Source organism: Streptomyces sp. GLSS-08 (assembly GCF_056387915.1).
In genome coordinates, this window is record NZ_JBWJAQ010000004.1 from 59041 (window position 1) to 74422 (window position 15382).

Below are 15382 nucleotides of genomic sequence, written 5' to 3' on the forward strand. Positions count from 1 at the left end.
GGCGCGTAGTTTTAACGACAACACGCGTCTGTAGGAGCAGCCTTGGCACGGAAGATCGGGAGCCGGTACACCGCGAACCAGATTCTGGGGCGGGGAAGCGCCGGCACGGTGTGGCTGGGTGAGGGTCCCGAAGGGCCCGTCGCCATCAAGCTGCTGCGCGAGGACCTCGCGTCCGACCAGGAGCTGGTGGGGCGCTTCGTCCAGGAGCGCACGGCGCTCCTGGGCCTCGACCATCCCCACGTGGTCGCGGTGCGCGACCTCGTCGTGGACGGCAACGACCTCGCGCTCGTCATGGACCTCGTCCGCGGCACCGATCTGCGGACCCGGCTCGACCGCGAGCGGCGGCTGGCCCCGGAGGCCGCGGTCGCCATCGTCGCGGACGTCGCGGACGGGCTCGCCGCCGCGCACGCGGCCGGTGTCGTCCACCGGGACGTCAAGCCGGAGAACGTCCTGCTCGACATGCAGGGGCCCCTCGGACCCGGCGGCGCGCATCCCGCGCTGCTGACGGACTTCGGGGTGGCCAAACTCATCGACTCGCCGCGGCGGACCCGGGCGACGAAGATCATCGGCACGCCGGACTATCTCGCCCCGGAGATCATCGAGGGGCTGCCGCCGCGGGCCGCCGTCGACATCTACGCGCTCGCCACGGTGCTGTACGAGCTGCTGGCCGGCTTCACCCCCTTCGGGGGCGGGCATCCGGGCGCCGTGCTGCGGCGGCACGTCACGGAGCGTGTGGTGCCGCTGCCCGGTATCCCCGACGAGCTGTGGCAGCTGATCGTGCAGTGCCTGGCCAAGGCTCCGGCGTCCCGGTTGCGGGCGTCCGAGCTGGGGGCGCGGCTGCGGGAGCAGTTGCCGCTGCTGGCCGGGATGCCGCCGCTGGACGTCGACGAGCCCGACGCGGAGTCGGAGGCGGAGGCGGAGTCCGAGGCGGAGGGCGGCGAGGGCTCCCGGCGGCCGGGATACGGGGAGACGGCCGAGGCCGTCGCGGGGCGCGAGGGTGAGCGGGGGCGGGGCCGGGTACGGCGGGGGGCGGTGCCGTTGGTGCCGGGGGCCGCGCCGGACTCGAACCGGGATACGCACACGTCGATGCGGGTGCCGGGGCCGGACGAGCTGGCCGGGGGCGCGCGGGGGACGGCGCGGGCGCCGCGGGCCGCGGGGGCGCCGCGGCCGGGGTCGGCCCGGCATCGGGCGTCCGCTCGGCGGCGGAGGATCACCTTGGGGGCGGCGGCGGTGGCGTTGATCGCCGCGGTGGGGGTGGGGACGTGGGTCGCCACGTCGGGCGACGACGCGGGAGCCACGCCCCGCGACGACAGGGAGACGTCGGCTCCGGCTGCGCCGTGACTGTCCTGGGCGTCGGGGGCGCCTTGGCTCCGGTGGGGCGTCTTGGCTGCGTCGGGTCGCGCTTGCTCCGGTGGGGCGCCTTGGCCCCGGGGGGTCGGGTTCGCTCCGGTGGGGCGTCTTGCCTCCGGGGGGTCGGGTTCGCTCCGGTGGGTCGCCCACGGGCCGGTGGGTGGGTCGGGGCCGCGCCGGTACATCCGCCCGTTGCATGTCGGGCGGGCGCGTGGGTTGCGGGGGTGAACCGGGGCCGTCTGCCCGACCTGCAACGGGCATCTGATGTACCGGCACGGCCCCTTCTGCGGGAGGGCGGGTGCGGGTCGTCCCGGCTGGGGTGCGGGCAGGCGTGCCGCTCCGGGCTGGGGCGAGGTGGGCGCGGGCGGCACCCCGTCGGCGCCGGTTCGCCGGCCCACCCCGGGATCGGTGGCAGTGCCGGGTGCCCGGGGAACAGGGGCGGGCCGGCCCGGCCGGGCGTTGCTCCCTTGGGCGCCAAGGGGGTCGAGGCGATGGGGTCGGTTGGCGTAGCCGTTACGCTGGAGGCGTGGCAGTCGTCGATGTATCCGAAGAGCTCAAGTCCCTCTCCTCGACCATGGAGTCGATCGAGGCCGTCCTGGACCTCGACAAGATGAGGGCAGATGTCGCCGTGCTCGAGGAGCAGGCGGCCGCGCCGTCCCTGTGGGACGACCCGGACGCGGCGCAGAAGATCACCAGCAAGCTGAGCCACCTCCAGGCGGAGGTCCGCAAGGCGGAGGCCCTGCGCAGCAGGATCGACGACCTGAGCGTCCTGTTCCAGATGGCCGAGGAGGAGGACGACTCGGACACCCGCGCCGAGGCGGAGACCGAGCTCACCTCCGTCAGGAAGGCGCTGGACGAGATGGAGGTCCGTACGCTGCTCTCGGGCGAGTACGACTCCCGTGAGGCCGTCGTCACCATCCGCGCCGAGGCCGGCGGCGTCGACGCCTCCGACTTCACCGAGAAGCTCCAGCGCATGTACCTGCGCTGGGCGGAGCGGCACGGCTACAAGACGGAGCTCTACGAGACCTCGTACGCGGAAGAGGCCGGCATCAAGTCGACCACGTTCGTCGTCCACGTGCCGTACGCCTACGGCACGCTGTCCGTGGAGCAGGGCACGCACCGCCTGGTGCGGATCTCGCCCTTCGACAACCAGGGACGCCGGCAGACCTCGTTCGCCGGTGTCGAGATCCTGCCGGTCGTCGAGCAGACCGACCACATCGAGATCGACGAGTCCGAGCTCCGGGTGGACGTGTACCGGTCGTCGGGTCCGGGCGGCCAGGGCGTCAACACGACCGACTCCGCGGTCCGCCTGACGCACCTCCCCACCGGCATCGTGGTCTCCTGCCAGAACGAGCGCTCGCAGATCCAGAACAAGGCGTCCGCGATGAACGTCCTGCAGGCCAAGCTGCTCGAGCGGCGCCGCCAGGAGGAGCAGGCCAAGATGGACGCCCTCAAGGGCGACGGCGGCAACTCCTGGGGCAACCAGATGCGTTCGTACGTCCTGCACCCGTACCAGATGGTCAAGGACCTGCGGACCGAGCACGAAGTGGGCAATCCCGAGGCCGTGTTCAACGGCGAGATCGACGGATTCCTCGAGGCCGGAATTCGCTGGCGCAAGCAGCAGGAGAAGTAACCGGGCGAATTGACGCCGCTTTGTCGACAAGGCAACTGCCGTTCTCCGGACGGCAGTTGCCTTGCGTGTGTGGGTTGTCTGGGTTTTACGTCACAGTCACATGTCCGCACGGCAGGCAAATGCCGTTCATCCGGACATCGCGTACGCAACGACCTTGACGTTGCTATGAAAAGTGGGAATGGTGACGCGTGGCATGCGTATGTTCGGGGTGCATGTGAACCGGGGGGCTTCGAAAGGCCGCCTGTGACGCCGTGGCCCCGTGCGCTGCTCCACTCACGATGAGCTACTGGGGGTAGCAGGCAGATGACCAAGAAGACGCGGATCCGCGTGGCGCGGATAGCCGCCGGTGCGGTGATCGCAGCCGGTGCTTCGCTGACCGCCGCGGGGGCCGCTTCGGCCCTCGACGTCGGCGTGAACGTCGCCGGCCTGAACGTGGGCGCCTCCGCCGACGGTGACGGTGTCGGCGTGAACGTCGACGGCGACGACCCGACGCCGCCGGTGCCGGTCCCGACGCCGTCCGACACCGGCCTTCCGCCGGACCCGACTCCGACGGTCGTGCCGCCCACCGAGGAACCGCCGGAGCCCTCCACCGAGCCCACCGAGCCGACCGACCCCACCGAGCCGGGCAACGGCAACGGCGGCGGCAACGGCAACGGCGGCGGCGACAGCACCGGCGGCAACGACACCGACCCGGACGGCGGCTCCAGGCCCGTCGAGCAGGGTGAGGGCTCCTCGGCCCTGACCGACACCGGCTCGGACACCTCCTCCGGCACCTCGGCGCAGGGCAAGAGCGACGGCGAGCTGGCCGAGACGGGCGCGGGACAGACCGCGTTCCTGCTGGTCGGCGCCGCCACGATGATCGCGGGTGGTATCGGCTTCCGGATGCTCCCGCGCCTCGCGGGCGGCCGCGGCGGTGCCGCAGCCTGACGCGCGACCGCGTGGGACACGCGTGAGAAGGGCCCGGAGCAGCTGGCTCCGGGCCCTTCCCGTGTCACGGTGCCGGGGGCGTCGTCCCCGGTCATGCGCCTAGTGGGTCAGCAGCGCCACCGCGGCGATCAGCACGGCAAGCAGTGCGATCAGTGCCATCGGGTTCAGTCCGGCGAAGGGGCTCTCCTGCTGGAGACGCTCCCGGTTCGCGCGGCAGACGTGGCAGCGGCCCTCACTCACGGGCGACGCGCAGTTCGCGCACACCAATCGGTCGTACGTCATGCGCCGGCCCTCCTTGCGCTGTCTCTCCGCGTGTATAACGCTGCGGGGAACGCGACCGTTCCCCCTCCACTGTGCCAGGTTCCGTGGATTTCGGCGCGGCTCGCCCTGTCTTGCCCGGTCCTGGCGAGATCGAAGCCTGTTCCCGGCCTGAAGCTGCCCCTCCGGACCCTCAGATCCGGGACAAAACGTGCAAGCTTCGCGCAACCGTGTTCGCCGACTGCGCTCGCGCACCCGGTTCGCGTATGGTCACGCACACCTACCCCCGGCGACCCGTGGTGCATCCGTGATCCGATTCGACAACGTCTCCAAGGTCTACCCCAAGCAGACCCGGCCCGCTCTCAGGGATGTCTCCCTGGAGGTCGAGCGCGGCGAGTTCGTGTTCCTCGTGGGGTCCTCCGGCTCCGGGAAGTCCACCTTCCTGCGGCTGGTGCTCCGCGAGGAGCGGGCCAGCCACGGCCAGGTGCACGTCCTGGGCAAGGACCTCGCGCGCCTCTCCAACTGGAAAGTGCCGCACATGCGCCGCCAGCTGGGGACCGTCTTCCAGGACTTCCGTCTCCTGCCGAACAAGACGGTCGCCGAGAACGTCGCCTTCGCGCAGGAGGTCATCGGCAAGTCGCGCGGCGAGATCCGCAAGTCCGTGCCCCAGGTGCTCGACCTGGTCGGACTGGGCGGCAAGGAGGACCGCAGGCCCGGCGAACTCTCGGGCGGTGAGCAGCAGCGTGTGGCCATCGCGCGCGCCTTCGTCAACCGGCCGAAGCTCCTCATCGCCGACGAGCCGACCGGAAACCTCGACCCGCAGACCTCCGTCGGCATCATGAAACTGCTCGACCGCATCAACCGCACGGGCACGACCGTGGTGATGGCGACCCACGACCAGAACATCGTGGACCAGATGCGCAAGCGCGTCATCGAGCTGGAGCAGGGCCGTCTCGTCCGCGACCAGGCGCGCGGCGTCTACGGCTACCAGCACTGACGATCCACGGAAAGGCTCAAACGAACGCCATGCGCGCCCAGTTCGTCCTGTCGGAGATCGGTGTCGGTCTCCGTCGCAATCTGACGATGACCTTCGCGGTCATCGTCTCGGTCGCCCTCTCCCTCGCCCTGTTCGGCGGTTCGCTCCTGATGAGCGATCAGGTGAACACGATGAAGGGCTACTGGTACGACAAGGTCAACGTCTCCATCTACTTCTGCAACAAAAGCGACGCGGAGTCCGACCCCAGCTGCGCCAAGGGTGCGGTCACCACCGAGCAGAAGGAACAGATCAAGGCCGACCTGGACAAGATGTCGTCCCTCGTGGAGAAGGTCACCTACGAGTCCAAGGACGAGGCCTACAAGCACTACAAGGAGCAGTTCAGCGACTCCCCGCTGGCCTCCTCCCTCACGCCGGACCAGATGCAGGAGTCGTACCGCATCAAGCTGAAGGACCCGGAGAAGTACCAGGTCATCGCGACCGCCTTCGACGGCCGTGCCGGGGTGCAGTCCGTCCAGGACCAGAAGAGCACCCTCGACAACCTCTTCGAGCTGCTGAACGGCATGAACTGGGCCGCCCGCGCGGTCATGGCGATGATGCTCGTCGTCGCCCTGATGCTGATCGTCAACACGGTGCGCGTCTCGGCGTTCAGCCGCCGCCGTGAGACCGGCATCATGCGGCTGGTGGGCGCCTCCGGCTTCTACATCCAGGCGCCGTTCATCATGGAGGCCGCGGTCGCCGGGCTCATCGGCGGCGGTGTGGCGTGCGGCTTCCTCGTGGTCGCCCGGTACTTCATCATCGACCACGGCGTGGCCCTGTCGGAGAAGCTGAATCTGATCGAGTTCATCGGCTGGGACGCGGTGTTCACCAAGCTGCCGCTCATCCTGGCGACGAGTCTGGTGATGCCCGCGCTGGCCGCGTTCTTCGCGTTGCGCAAGTACCTGAAGGTGTGACACATGCCAAGAGGGCCGTACTGCCAACGGGCGGTACGGCCCTCTCGCGTTGTCCTAGACTCACCGGCATGTCAGGTCGTGACCTGTTCTGTCAGCCCCGCCGCATCGGCCGCGGGGCCGCCCTGACGTTGGTCTTCGCCGGAGTGCTCGCCGCCGGCGCCGCGACCGGATCCCTCCCCGAGCACGGCCGGAAAACTCCGTCCGCCGCGGCGAGGCCGCATCCGGCCGGCCACCGCGAGGACGTCACCCGGGCCGCCGCCGAGGCCATGGCCGACGGCAAGTCACCCAAGGAGGCCGCCGAACGCGCGGTCAGCCGCAGCGGGGACCGCTGGAGCGCCGTCTACTCCCAGGGCGAGTACGAGGAGTTCGAAGAGGCCCTCGACGGCGAGTACACCGGCGTCGGGCTGTGGGCCAGGCGCGAGCGGGACGGCCGTATCCAGGTGTCCCGCGTGCGGAGCGGCTCGCCCGCCGCGACCGCCGGGATCCGCAAGGGCGACCGGCTGCGCAGCGTGGACGGCCGGGCGGTCGAGGGCCGCCCGGTGACGGAGGTCGTCTCGCTGCTGCGCGGGGACACCGAGGACGCCTCGGCGGGCACCGAGGTCTCCGTGGGCCTGGAGCGCGGCACGCGCGCGTGGAGCGAGACGCTGCGCCGGGCCCGCCTGTCCACGGACTCCGTGACGGTGCACCGGCTCTCCGGCGGCGTCACCGTGATCAAGGTCGCCGCCTTCACCAAGGGCTCAGGAGAGCGGGTGCGCTCCGCGGTCGCCGCGGCGCCGCGGCGGGCCGGCGTCGTCCTCGACCTGCGGGGCAACTCCGGAGGCCTGGTCACCGAGGCAGTCACCGCCGCCTCCGCCTTCCTCGACGGCGGCCTGGTCGCGACGTACGACGTGCGCGGCGCGCAGCGCGCCCTGCACGCCGATCCGGGCGGCGACACGGACCGGCCCCTGGTGACACTCGTCGACGGCGGCACGATGAGCGCCGCGGAACTCCTCACGGGTGCCCTCCAGGACCGCGGCCGGGCGGTCGTCGTGGGCTCCAGGACCTTCGGAAAGGGCTCGGTCCAGTCGCCGAGCCGGCTCCCCGACGGCTCGGTCGCCGAGCTGACCGTCGGGCACTACCGGACCCCCGCGGGACGCACCGTCGACGGCCGCGGCATCACCCCTGACCTGGAGGCGGACGACGAGGCCGTCCGCCGCGCGGTGACCGTACTGAGCGGGCTCGGCGACCCCTCGTAGCGGGGCCGGGGACGGCCGCCGAAATCCGGTTCCCCCGCAGCCCCCCTGTAGTGCGAAAATGGCCAGCACTATGGCCAAGGGAATGTACGTACCGAAAGAGTCCCAGCAGAAGCAGGGCAGCCAGGGAGCGGCCGGCAGGCCCAAGGACGGCAAGAAGAAGATCGTCGCGCAGAACAAGAAGGCGCGGCACGACTACGCGATCGTCGACACCTACGAGGCCGGCCTCGTGCTCACCGGCACCGAGGTGAAGTCGCTGCGGCAGGGGCGGGCGTCGCTCACCGACGGCTTCGTCCAGATCGACGGCAACGAGGCGTGGCTGCACAACGCCCACATCCCGGAGTACAGCCAGGGCACCTGGACCAACCACACGGTGCGCCGCAAGCGCAAGCTGCTGCTGCACCGCGAGGAGATCGACAAGCTGGAGTCGAAGTCGCAGGAGACGGGTCACACGATCGTGCCCCTGGCGCTGTACTTCAAGGACGGGCGCGCGAAGGCCGAGATCGCGCTGGCCCGGGGCAAGAAGGAGTACGACAAGCGCCAGACGCTCCGGGAGAAGCAGGACCGGCGGGAGTCGGACCGGGCGATCGCGGCGGCCAAGCGCAAGCAGCGCGCCCAGTAACCGGGCCGCCGCGGGGAATGCGCTGGCATCGCGGTGCGTCGGTCACGTACGATGGCACTGCACCTCACAGCGGGTGCGTGGACCGCGAGGTCCGGCTTTGAAAAATCAACATGGGGATGATCGGTTTCGACAGCGGCTGTCGAAGCAGGGGAAGCGAGCCGAGGAAGCGGCAATGATCTCGTTAACCATATGTCGCAACAAATAATCGCCAATTCCAAGAGCGATTCCCAGTCCTTCGCCCTCGCTGCCTAATAAGCAGTGAGTGAAGGACCCTTAATGGGTGTCAGCCCGGGAGTGTTCCCGACCCGGATCCTGGCATAATCTAGGGAACTAAACCATCGGGCCCGGTCACGGGGTCCGATGGGAAATCAAACAGTGACTGAGCCCGTCGGAGACTTGTTCGCGTGATCTCCGGGGCTGAGAAAATCGCAGCGAACTGCGCTCGGAGAAGCCCTGATTCTGCACCGTTGGACGCGGGTTCGATTCCCGCCATCTCCACCACCCCATGTTTGTGACACAGTGACGAAGGCCCGCTGCCCCGGCAGCGGGCCTTCGTCATGCCGCTTTCCCGGGCCGGGCACCAGTCGCGGGGCCTTTGTTGTGGTGTCCCACCCCATATCCGAGGGTCGTTCACGCTTCTACCGTCCCTCCCCATGACGCAGACCAGAGCCGCATCACCCCCTGTCGTCCTGGTGGCCGTGCTGGCCGCCCTCCTCTCCGTCCTGCTGGCGCCCGCGAAGGCCTCGGCGGCCTCCCTCCAGGAAGTGGCGGGCTTCGGGTCGAATCCCGGAGCGCTGAAGATGTACCGCTACGTTCCCGAAGCGCTGCCCGCAGGGCGGCCCGTCGTCGTCGCGATGCACGGCTGCACGCAGAACGCCGCCGGGTACGGCACCGGCAGCGGCTGGCTCCGGCTCGCCGACCGCTGGGGCTTCTCGGTCGTGCTGCCGCAGCAGCAGAGCGCCAACAACGCCTCGTCCTGCTTCGACTGGTTCCAGGGCGGTGACATCGGGCGCGGCCAGGGCGAGGCCGAGTCCGTCGCGCAGATGGTGGACCGGCAGCTCGCCGACGTGTCGGGCGACGCCGCGCGCGTGTACGTCACCGGACTGTCCGCGGGCGGCGGGATGACCACCGTGATGATGGCGGCGTATCCCGAGAAGTTCGCCGCGGGCGGCGTCGTCGCGGGCCTGCCGTACGGCTGCGCGCAGGCCGCCGGGTCGCCGTACGTGTGCATGTACGTCGGCGCCACCCAGACCGCACGGCAGTGGGGCGACCGGGTACGGGCCGCGCGGCCCGGCCACACCGGGCCCTGGCCGACGCTGACCGTGCTCCAGGGCACCGCCGACTACACGGTGAAGCCCGTCAACATGACCGACCTGATGAAGCAGTGGACCGACGTCCACGGCGCCGACCAGACGGCGGACGCCGCCGACACCGCCGCCGGCTACCCGCACCAGGTCTTCCGCGACGGCGCGGGCCGGACGGTCGTGGAGACGTACGGCATCACCGGGATGGGACACGGGCAGCCCGTCGACCCGGGCACCGGGAGCGCGCAGTGCGGGACGGCGGGGGCGTACCTCCTCGACGTGAACCTGTGTGCCGCCCATGCGCTCGGGCACGCGTGGGGGCTCGGCTGAGAGGCGGGCATCCTGTCGGGGAACCGCCTTCGGGGATGCTGCCGAGGCGGGACGAGACCCGTGGGCACATCCGTGCAGCGCGTCAATTCCCGCGTACGTCAATGGAGTCGGGCCGCCGCGCCGGTCCTGGCGGTGGCGGCCTCGGCTGGAGCGCACCCCCGGGCCGGCCGCGGCGGTGCCCGTGGCGCGGAGCCGGCCCCCGCTGGTCCTCCCCGTGCCGGGCTGAGCGTGTCCGGCCGGGCGGTTCCCGCGTCACGGGGCCGCCCGGCGGGCCGTACTGGAGCGTTCCGTCAGCCGGGGGGCCAGCAGGGTCGCCGCGGGGACGGCCGCGCCGCGCAGCTTCCGCATCAGCAGGTCCACGGCGCCCGCGGCCACCTCGGCTGTCGGGACGGGTACGCAGGTGACGGGCACCCGGGTCCGCCCGGCCGCCTCGTCCGGGCAGATCGCGGTCACCGAGAGGTCGCCGGGCACCCGCCGCCCGAGCGCCTCGAAGGCGTCGATCAGGGGCTCCATGACCGCCTCGTTGTGGACCACGACGCCGGTGAGTGCGGGCCGCTCCCGCAGCAGCCGCTCCGCCACGGCGCGGGCGGCGGCGGGCGCGGCCTCGCACGGGTGCACCGAGGACGACAGCCCGTGCCGGTCGGCCGCGGCGGTGAAACCCGATACGACGCGCCGTGCGAACCCCGTCTCCCGCGCGTACACCTCGGGTGGTGGGCCGACCAGCGCCACGACCCGGTGCCCGAGCCGTGCCAGATGTTCGACGCAGACCTCGCCGGCCGCTCGGAAGTCCAGGTCGATGCAGGTGAGACCGTCGGCCGCGGCCGGAAATCCGATCAGCACCGAAGGCCGGTCCAGGGTCCGCAGCAGCGGCAGCCGTCCGTCGCGCAGCTGGACGTCCATGACGATCAGCGCGTCCACCAGAGCGGTGTCCGCGACCCGCCGCAGTCCCTCCTCACCCTCCTCACGCGTCACCAGGAGCACGTCGTGGTCGTGCCGGCGCGCGGCCGTCACCACCGACTCCGCGAACCGCATCACCGCGGGCACCTGGACGCCCGGCCGCAGCGGCACGACCAGCGCCAGCACCCTGCACGGGCTGCCGAGCGCGCGGGCGCCCGCGTGCGGGCGGTAGCCCAGCTCGCGGACGGACGCCTCGACGCGCTGCCGGGTCGCCGCGGAGATCGGGCGCTTGCCGCTCAGGGCGTACGAGACGGTGCTGGCGGACACGCCGGCGTGCCGCGCCACATCGGTGATCCTGACCATCGGTGGGTCCCCGTTTCCGCTCCTGCTCCGGATCCAGCCGCGGGAACGTGAGCCTCGCCCTCGTCCTCGCCCGCATCGCGCGTCCGTCCCCGCCGGTTCCGGGGGGACGGGGCCCTGTCGAAGCGCTTCGACGGGGGAAGGTATGTGGGGGGCGTGAGCACGTCAATGGGGTGAGCGGGATTCGGCCCGGCGGTTCGACGGGCCGGACGGCGACCGGCCCGGTGCGTCCGGGCCGACCGCGCTGTCAGGAGCCTCCTTCTCGTATCGTCCCCGCCGTCGCGATCAGCAGCGCGAGGGCGCCCGCGGCGACCGGCATTCCGAAGGCCGCCGTGGCCGACGCGTGCTCCACCGCCCAGCCGCCCGCGGCCGAGCCGGACGCGATGCCTGCGAGAAGGCCCGTCACCGCCAGCGTCATGCCCTCGTTCAGCCGTCCCTCGGGCGTGCGGCCCTGGACGAGGGTCATGCCGGTGATCATCGTCGGAGCGGTGGCCAGGCCGGCCACGAACAGGGCGGCGCCGAGGACCGGGAGGGAGCCGGTCAGGGACGCGGCGGCCGGTGGCAGGGTGAGCAGCGCGGTCATGGCGGCCAGGCACCACGGGTACCGGCGCCCGGCAGGACCGCCCGGCTTCAGTGCCCCGTACAGCAGGCCGGCCGCGCAGGAGCCGGCTGCCTGCAGGGCGAGGATCACCCCGGCGGCGGACCGGTGGCCGCGCGCCTCCGCGAACGCGATCGTGACGATCTCCATCGAGCCGAAGACGGCACCGACGGCCAGGAAGGCGACGAGCAGCGGAACCATGCCGGGCGCACGCAGCAAAGACACGCCACCCGTGCCCGCGCCCCGCCGCGGCGGCGGCTCGGTGGAGCGCTGGGCGGCGAAGAGCAGGACGCCGGTCACCAGCAGGACGGCGCCGGTCAGTGTGCCGGCCTCCGGGAAGAAGGTCCCGCACAGCAGGGCCGCGAGCACCGGGCCGAGCATGAAGCACAGCTCGTCCGCGGCCTGTTCGAAGGAGTTCGCGGTGTGCAGCGCCTCGGCGTCGCCGTCGAGGAGGTGGGCCCAGCGGGCGCGCGACATGCCGCCCGTGTTGGGTGTCGTGGCGGTGGCGGCGTACGCGGCGAAGAGGGTCCAGGCCGGCGCGTCCAGGCGGACGCAGAGCAGCAGCACGAGCGATCCGAACGCGGCGAACACCGTCGCGGGGACGGCCACCCGGGCCTGCCCGTACCGGTCCACGAGCCGCGCCGTCCACGGGGCGAGCACCGCGGTCGCGGCCAGACCGGTGGCCGTGACGGCACCGGCCAGCGCGTACGACCCGCGCGATCCGGCGATCATGACGACCGCGCTGACGCTGAACATGCCCATGGGCAGGCGGGCGAGCAGGTTCCCCGCGGTGAAGGCGCGGGCACCGGGCACGGCGAGGAGCCGGCGGTAGGGGTTGCGCGGGGGGACCTGCCGCCCCGGCGGGCCGCCCTCCGGCTGCGCGGACCGCCGGCGGCGCGGGCCGAAGTCGGCGACGACCAGGGTGTCCCCGGTGACGGTGAACAGGAGCGGGGGAGGCCCCTCGGAGGGTGGTTGCGGCATGGATCAACGGTCGCCCGCGGGGCCCGCGGCGGTCCAACACCAAAGGCGGTGGTGATTGACGCACCACGGTTGTAAATTCGCCGGATGCCCGCCGACCCCCGTCTGCTGCGCGCCTTCCTGGCCGTCGCCGAAGAGCTCCACTTCACCCGCGCCGCGTCCCGTCTCCATGTCGCCCAGCAGGCGCTGAGCCGGGACATCCGGCGCCTGGAGCGCGAGCTGGGGGCGGAGCTGTTCGTCCGGACGACCCGGCAGGTGGCCCTGACGGCCGACGGGGTCCGGCTGCTGCCGTACGCGCGCCGGGTCGTCGAGGCGCAGGACGCGCTGCTGTCCGCCTTCGGCCGGGGCGGTCCCGCGCGGCAGCGGTCCGCGCCGGAGGCACCCCTGCTCGTCGACATCAACTCGGCGGGTCTCATCTCCGGCCTCGTCCTCGACCGCGCCCGCGAACTCGCCCCGGACAGCGAGCTGATGGCCCGTTTCGAGAGCGGTCTGACGGGCGCGGCCCAGGAGATGCTCGCCGGGCGGCTCGACGCGTCGTTCGGGCGCTTCGCCGGCCTCGACCCGGCGGTACGGGCGCGCCTGGAACAGCAGCCCGTCCGGTACGAGCCGATGGCCGTCGTCCTGCCCGCGGACCACCGCCTCGCCGCTCTGGACGCGGTGCCGCTGGACGCACTCGCGGGCGGGTCGGTGTACGCGGGCGCGGGCAACCCCAGGACGCTGGAGTGGACCGACCTCGCCGTCCGGCTGTTCGACGGACGCGGGATCGAGGTGGCGTCGCCCGCGCCGGTGGCCATCGGCGCCGAGGAGTTCCGGCGAGTGATGGCCAGGACCCGGACTCCCGTTCTCGCCGTCGTGGACTTTCCGGCCATGCCGGAGTCGGTGCTGCGGCCGCTCGTCGATCCCGTGCCGCTGTCGCCCGTTTCGCTCGTGTGGCGAAAGGGGCTGGTGCATTCGGGGCTCGACGCGCTGCGTCGCGCGGCCCTCGAACTGGCTGGCGAGAAGGGGTGGTTGCGCTACCCGGCCGATGGATGGATTCCGGCCATCGATGCGCTCATCATGAAGTGTCATTGAACGACTCCGGCGGCGACCGCCGCCAGACCGTCGAGGCGCTCGGCACCCTGCTGCCCGAACTCCGGCAGCGCGGCTACCGGTTCCCCAACCTCACCGAGACGCTCGCCGAGCCCAGCACGCGCACGCGCGTGACCGGCCCCGTATCTCTGGTTCGTCCTGCTGTCGCCCTTCCTGCTGCGGGCGACGGCCCGGGCCCGCCGTGACGGCAGGCCCGGGCCTGCCGGACGCCACCCGCCCGGCCGGGCCGCCGGGCCTCACCGCCGCGTCCGGCCGTGCGTGAGAGCAACGTTCCCTTCCGGTCACCCACAGCCACAGTCCGGAAACGCGCTCTCCCTACCTTCAGGAGTCGTCACCCGTACGACACCTGAGCACCGGAGAACCGTGGAGGCGTCATGACAGCCCCGAGTACAGCCCCCGCACTGAGCAGGGGAGGCCGCTGGATCGACGAGTGGGACCCCGAGGACGAGACCTTCTGGAAGGAGACGGGTGAGAAGGTCGCCCGGCGGAACCTGCTCTTCTCCGTGCTGTCCGAGCACATCGGGTTCTCGATCTGGACCATGTGGTCCGTGCTGGTGCTGTTCATGGGCCCGGAGTACGGCCTGACCCCCGCCGACAAGTTCCTGCTCACGTCGGTGGTGACCCTGGTCGGTGCCGTCGTCCGGGTGCCGTACACCTTCGCGGTGGCGATCTTCGGCGGACGGAACTGGACGATCGTGTCGGCGAGCCTGCTGCTCGTCCCGACGATCGCCGCGTTCGTCGTCATGGAACCGGGGACCTCCTTCTCCACCTTCCTGCTCATCGGCCTGCTCGCGGGCATCGGCGGCGGCAACTTCGCCTCCAGCATGACCAACATCAACGCGTTCTTCCCGCTGCGGAAGAAGGGCTGGGCGCTCGGCCTCAACGCCGGCGGCGGCAACATCGGCGTGCCGGTGATCCAGCTCGTGGCCCTCGCGATCATCGGGGCGGGCGGCGGGCCGCGGGTCCTGCTCGGCATCTACATCCCGCTCATCCTCGCCGCCGCCGCGCTCGCCGCCGTCTACATGGACAACATCTCGTCGGTGAAGAACGACACCGGCGCCGCCAGGGACGCCGCGAAGGACGGCCACACCTGGATCATGGCGTTCCTCTACATCGGGACGTTCGGCTCGTTCATCGGCTACAGCTTCGCGTTCGGCCAGGTGCTGCAGAACCAGTTCGGGCGCACTCCGCTGGAGGCGGCCTACGTCACCTTCATCGGCCCGCTGCTCGGCTCGCTGATCCGGCCCGTCGGCGGCTGGCTCGCCGACCGGTACGGCGGCTCGAAGATCACGCTGTGGAACTTCGTCGCGATGGCCGCCGCAACCTCGGTCATCATCGTCGCCTCGATGCAGAAGTCGCTGCCGCTGTTCACCGTCGCCTTCATCGCGCTGTTCGTGCTCAGCGGCCTCGGCAACGGCTCGACGTACAAGATGATCCCCGGCATCTTCCAGAACAAGGCACTCGCCAGGGGCCTGACCGGTGAGGCGGCCGCCGCGTACGGCCGGCGGCTGTCCGGGGCCTCCATGGGGCTCATCGGCGCGGTCGGCGCGCTCGGCGGCGTCGCCATCAACCTCGCCTTCCGGCAGTCCTTCCTCTCCTACGGCTCCGGAACGGGCGCGTTCGTCTCCTTCCTGGCCTTCTACGGGGTCTGCTTCGCGGTCACCTGGGCCGTATACCTTCGACGTCCGGCCGCCACCCGGACCTCCACGGCGGCGGCCTCGGACACGAACGCGCGGCTCAGCTACGCCGAAGTGTGACGTTACACGTGCGACATGCGGCTGATCCGAGCCTGTCACGGGGCGTTGACAGGCTCGGGCCAGCCGCAACCGCACGACGACTCGAGTGCACGACGAGAGC

Annotated in this window: 14 protein-coding genes and 1 other RNA gene; 12 read left to right on the forward strand and 3 right to left on the reverse strand. The window is 71.6% G+C overall.

From position 1 onward, the window contains the following. Positions 1–42 precede the first annotated feature (42 nt). From AC0ZLC_RS08305 to AC0ZLC_RS08315, 3 genes are all read left to right on the forward strand, one after another. Positions 43–1341, forward strand: a complete 1299-nt coding sequence (locus AC0ZLC_RS08305) for a serine/threonine-protein kinase (RefSeq protein WP_476751250.1) — start codon at positions 43–45, stop codon at positions 1339–1341. A 535-nt stretch (positions 1342–1876) separates the two neighbouring features. Beyond that, positions 1877–2983 (forward strand): peptide chain release factor 2, encoded by a 1107-nt coding sequence (gene prfB, locus AC0ZLC_RS08310; protein WP_476751251.1) that lies wholly within the window; start codon positions 1877–1879, stop codon positions 2981–2983. 303 nt (positions 2984–3286) lie between these two features. After that, positions 3287–3910: a hypothetical protein gene (locus AC0ZLC_RS08315; RefSeq protein WP_476751252.1), complete on the forward strand. Its 624-nt coding sequence runs from the start codon at positions 3287–3289 to the stop codon at positions 3908–3910. Between the two features lie 99 nt (positions 3911–4009). Here AC0ZLC_RS08315 and AC0ZLC_RS08320 read toward each other — a convergent pair whose 3' ends face one another. Continuing rightward, positions 4010–4192: a hypothetical protein gene (locus AC0ZLC_RS08320; RefSeq protein WP_476751253.1), complete on the reverse strand. Its 183-nt coding sequence runs from the start codon at positions 4190–4192 to the stop codon at positions 4010–4012. 283 nt (positions 4193–4475) lie between these two features. Between AC0ZLC_RS08320 and ftsE the strand changes: the two genes are divergently transcribed. From ftsE to AC0ZLC_RS08350, 6 genes are all read left to right on the forward strand, one after another. After that, positions 4476–5165 (forward strand): cell division ATP-binding protein FtsE, encoded by a 690-nt coding sequence (gene ftsE / locus AC0ZLC_RS08325; protein ID WP_358853126.1) that lies wholly within the window; start codon positions 4476–4478, stop codon positions 5163–5165. 29 nt (positions 5166–5194) lie between these two features. Beyond that, positions 5195–6115 (forward strand): permease-like cell division protein FtsX, encoded by a 921-nt coding sequence (gene ftsX, locus AC0ZLC_RS08330; protein ID WP_476751254.1) that lies wholly within the window; start codon positions 5195–5197, stop codon positions 6113–6115. A gap of 68 nt (positions 6116–6183) precedes the next feature. Next, a complete protein-coding gene (locus AC0ZLC_RS08335) occupies positions 6184–7350 on the forward strand; it encodes a S41 family peptidase (protein WP_476751255.1) in 1167 nt (388 codons plus the stop codon). 82 nt (positions 7351–7432) lie between these two features. Then, positions 7433–7969: an SsrA-binding protein SmpB gene (gene smpB / locus AC0ZLC_RS08340; RefSeq protein WP_358853129.1), complete on the forward strand. Its 537-nt coding sequence runs from the start codon at positions 7433–7435 to the stop codon at positions 7967–7969. A 112-nt stretch (positions 7970–8081) separates the two neighbouring features. Then, positions 8082–8470: a transfer-messenger RNA gene (gene ssrA / locus AC0ZLC_RS08345) on the forward strand. 152 nt (positions 8471–8622) lie between these two features. Beyond that, a complete protein-coding gene (locus AC0ZLC_RS08350) occupies positions 8623–9603 on the forward strand; it encodes an extracellular catalytic domain type 1 short-chain-length polyhydroxyalkanoate depolymerase (RefSeq protein WP_476751256.1) in 981 nt (326 codons plus the stop codon). Positions 9604–9855: 252 nt separating this feature from the next. Here the strand turns inward: AC0ZLC_RS08350 and AC0ZLC_RS08355 are convergent, their stop codons facing one another. Together AC0ZLC_RS08355 and AC0ZLC_RS08360 are read right to left on the reverse strand one after the other, a co-directional pair. Next, positions 9856–10863 (reverse strand): LacI family DNA-binding transcriptional regulator, encoded by a 1008-nt coding sequence (locus tag AC0ZLC_RS08355; protein ID WP_476751257.1) that lies wholly within the window; start codon positions 10861–10863, stop codon positions 9856–9858. Positions 10864–11107: 244 nt separating this feature from the next. After that, a complete protein-coding gene (locus AC0ZLC_RS08360; protein ID WP_476751258.1) occupies positions 11108–12439 on the reverse strand; it encodes an MFS transporter in 1332 nt (443 codons plus the stop codon). An 84-nt stretch (positions 12440–12523) separates the two neighbouring features. Here AC0ZLC_RS08360 and AC0ZLC_RS08365 point away from each other — a divergent pair, with 84 nt between their 5' ends. The 3 genes from AC0ZLC_RS08365 (at position 12524) to AC0ZLC_RS08375 (ending at position 15282) form a co-directional block, all read left to right on the forward strand. Continuing rightward, the gene (locus AC0ZLC_RS08365) at positions 12524–13507 is read left to right on the forward strand and encodes a LysR family transcriptional regulator (protein WP_476751259.1); all 984 of its coding nucleotides are present in this window, start codon (positions 12524–12526) and stop codon (positions 13505–13507) included. After that, complete coding sequence (locus AC0ZLC_RS08370) at positions 13498–13710, forward strand: hypothetical protein (protein ID WP_476751260.1); 213 nt, start codon at positions 13498–13500, stop codon at positions 13708–13710. The genes AC0ZLC_RS08365 and AC0ZLC_RS08370 overlap by 10 nt, the downstream gene beginning before the upstream one ends. Positions 13711–13899: 189 nt before the next feature. Further along, on the forward strand, positions 13900–15282 hold the full coding sequence (locus tag AC0ZLC_RS08375) for a nitrate/nitrite transporter (RefSeq protein WP_476751261.1): 1383 nt from the start codon (positions 13900–13902) through the stop codon (positions 15280–15282). The last annotated feature ends 100 nt before the right edge of the window (positions 15283–15382 follow it).

What these genes read in the sequence shown, in the direction of transcription:
- AC0ZLC_RS08375 (WP_476751261.1), top strand. Translation starts at nt 13,900, where the DNA reads ATGACAGCCCCGAGTACAGCCCCCGCACTGAGCAGGGGAGGCCGCTGG.
- AC0ZLC_RS08355 (WP_476751257.1), bottom strand. Translation starts at nt 10,863, where the DNA reads ATGGTCAGGATCACCGATGTGGCGCGGCACGCCGGCGTGTCCGCCAGC.
- AC0ZLC_RS08315 (WP_476751252.1), top strand. Translation starts at nt 3,287, where the DNA reads ATGACCAAGAAGACGCGGATCCGCGTGGCGCGGATAGCCGCCGGTGCG.
- AC0ZLC_RS08350 (WP_476751256.1), top strand. Translation starts at nt 8,623, where the DNA reads ATGACGCAGACCAGAGCCGCATCACCCCCTGTCGTCCTGGTGGCCGTG.
- AC0ZLC_RS08320 (WP_476751253.1), bottom strand. Translation starts at nt 4,192, where the DNA reads ATGACGTACGACCGATTGGTGTGCGCGAACTGCGCGTCGCCCGTGAGT.
- smpB (WP_358853129.1), top strand. Translation starts at nt 7,433, where the DNA reads ATGTACGTACCGAAAGAGTCCCAGCAGAAGCAGGGCAGCCAGGGAGCG.
- ftsX (WP_476751254.1), top strand. Translation starts at nt 5,195, where the DNA reads ATGCGCGCCCAGTTCGTCCTGTCGGAGATCGGTGTCGGTCTCCGTCGC.
- AC0ZLC_RS08335 (WP_476751255.1), top strand. Translation starts at nt 6,184, where the DNA reads ATGTCAGGTCGTGACCTGTTCTGTCAGCCCCGCCGCATCGGCCGCGGG.
- AC0ZLC_RS08365 (WP_476751259.1), top strand. Translation starts at nt 12,524, where the DNA reads ATGCCCGCCGACCCCCGTCTGCTGCGCGCCTTCCTGGCCGTCGCCGAA.
- AC0ZLC_RS08360 (WP_476751258.1), bottom strand. Translation starts at nt 12,439, where the DNA reads ATGCCGCAACCACCCTCCGAGGGGCCTCCCCCGCTCCTGTTCACCGTC.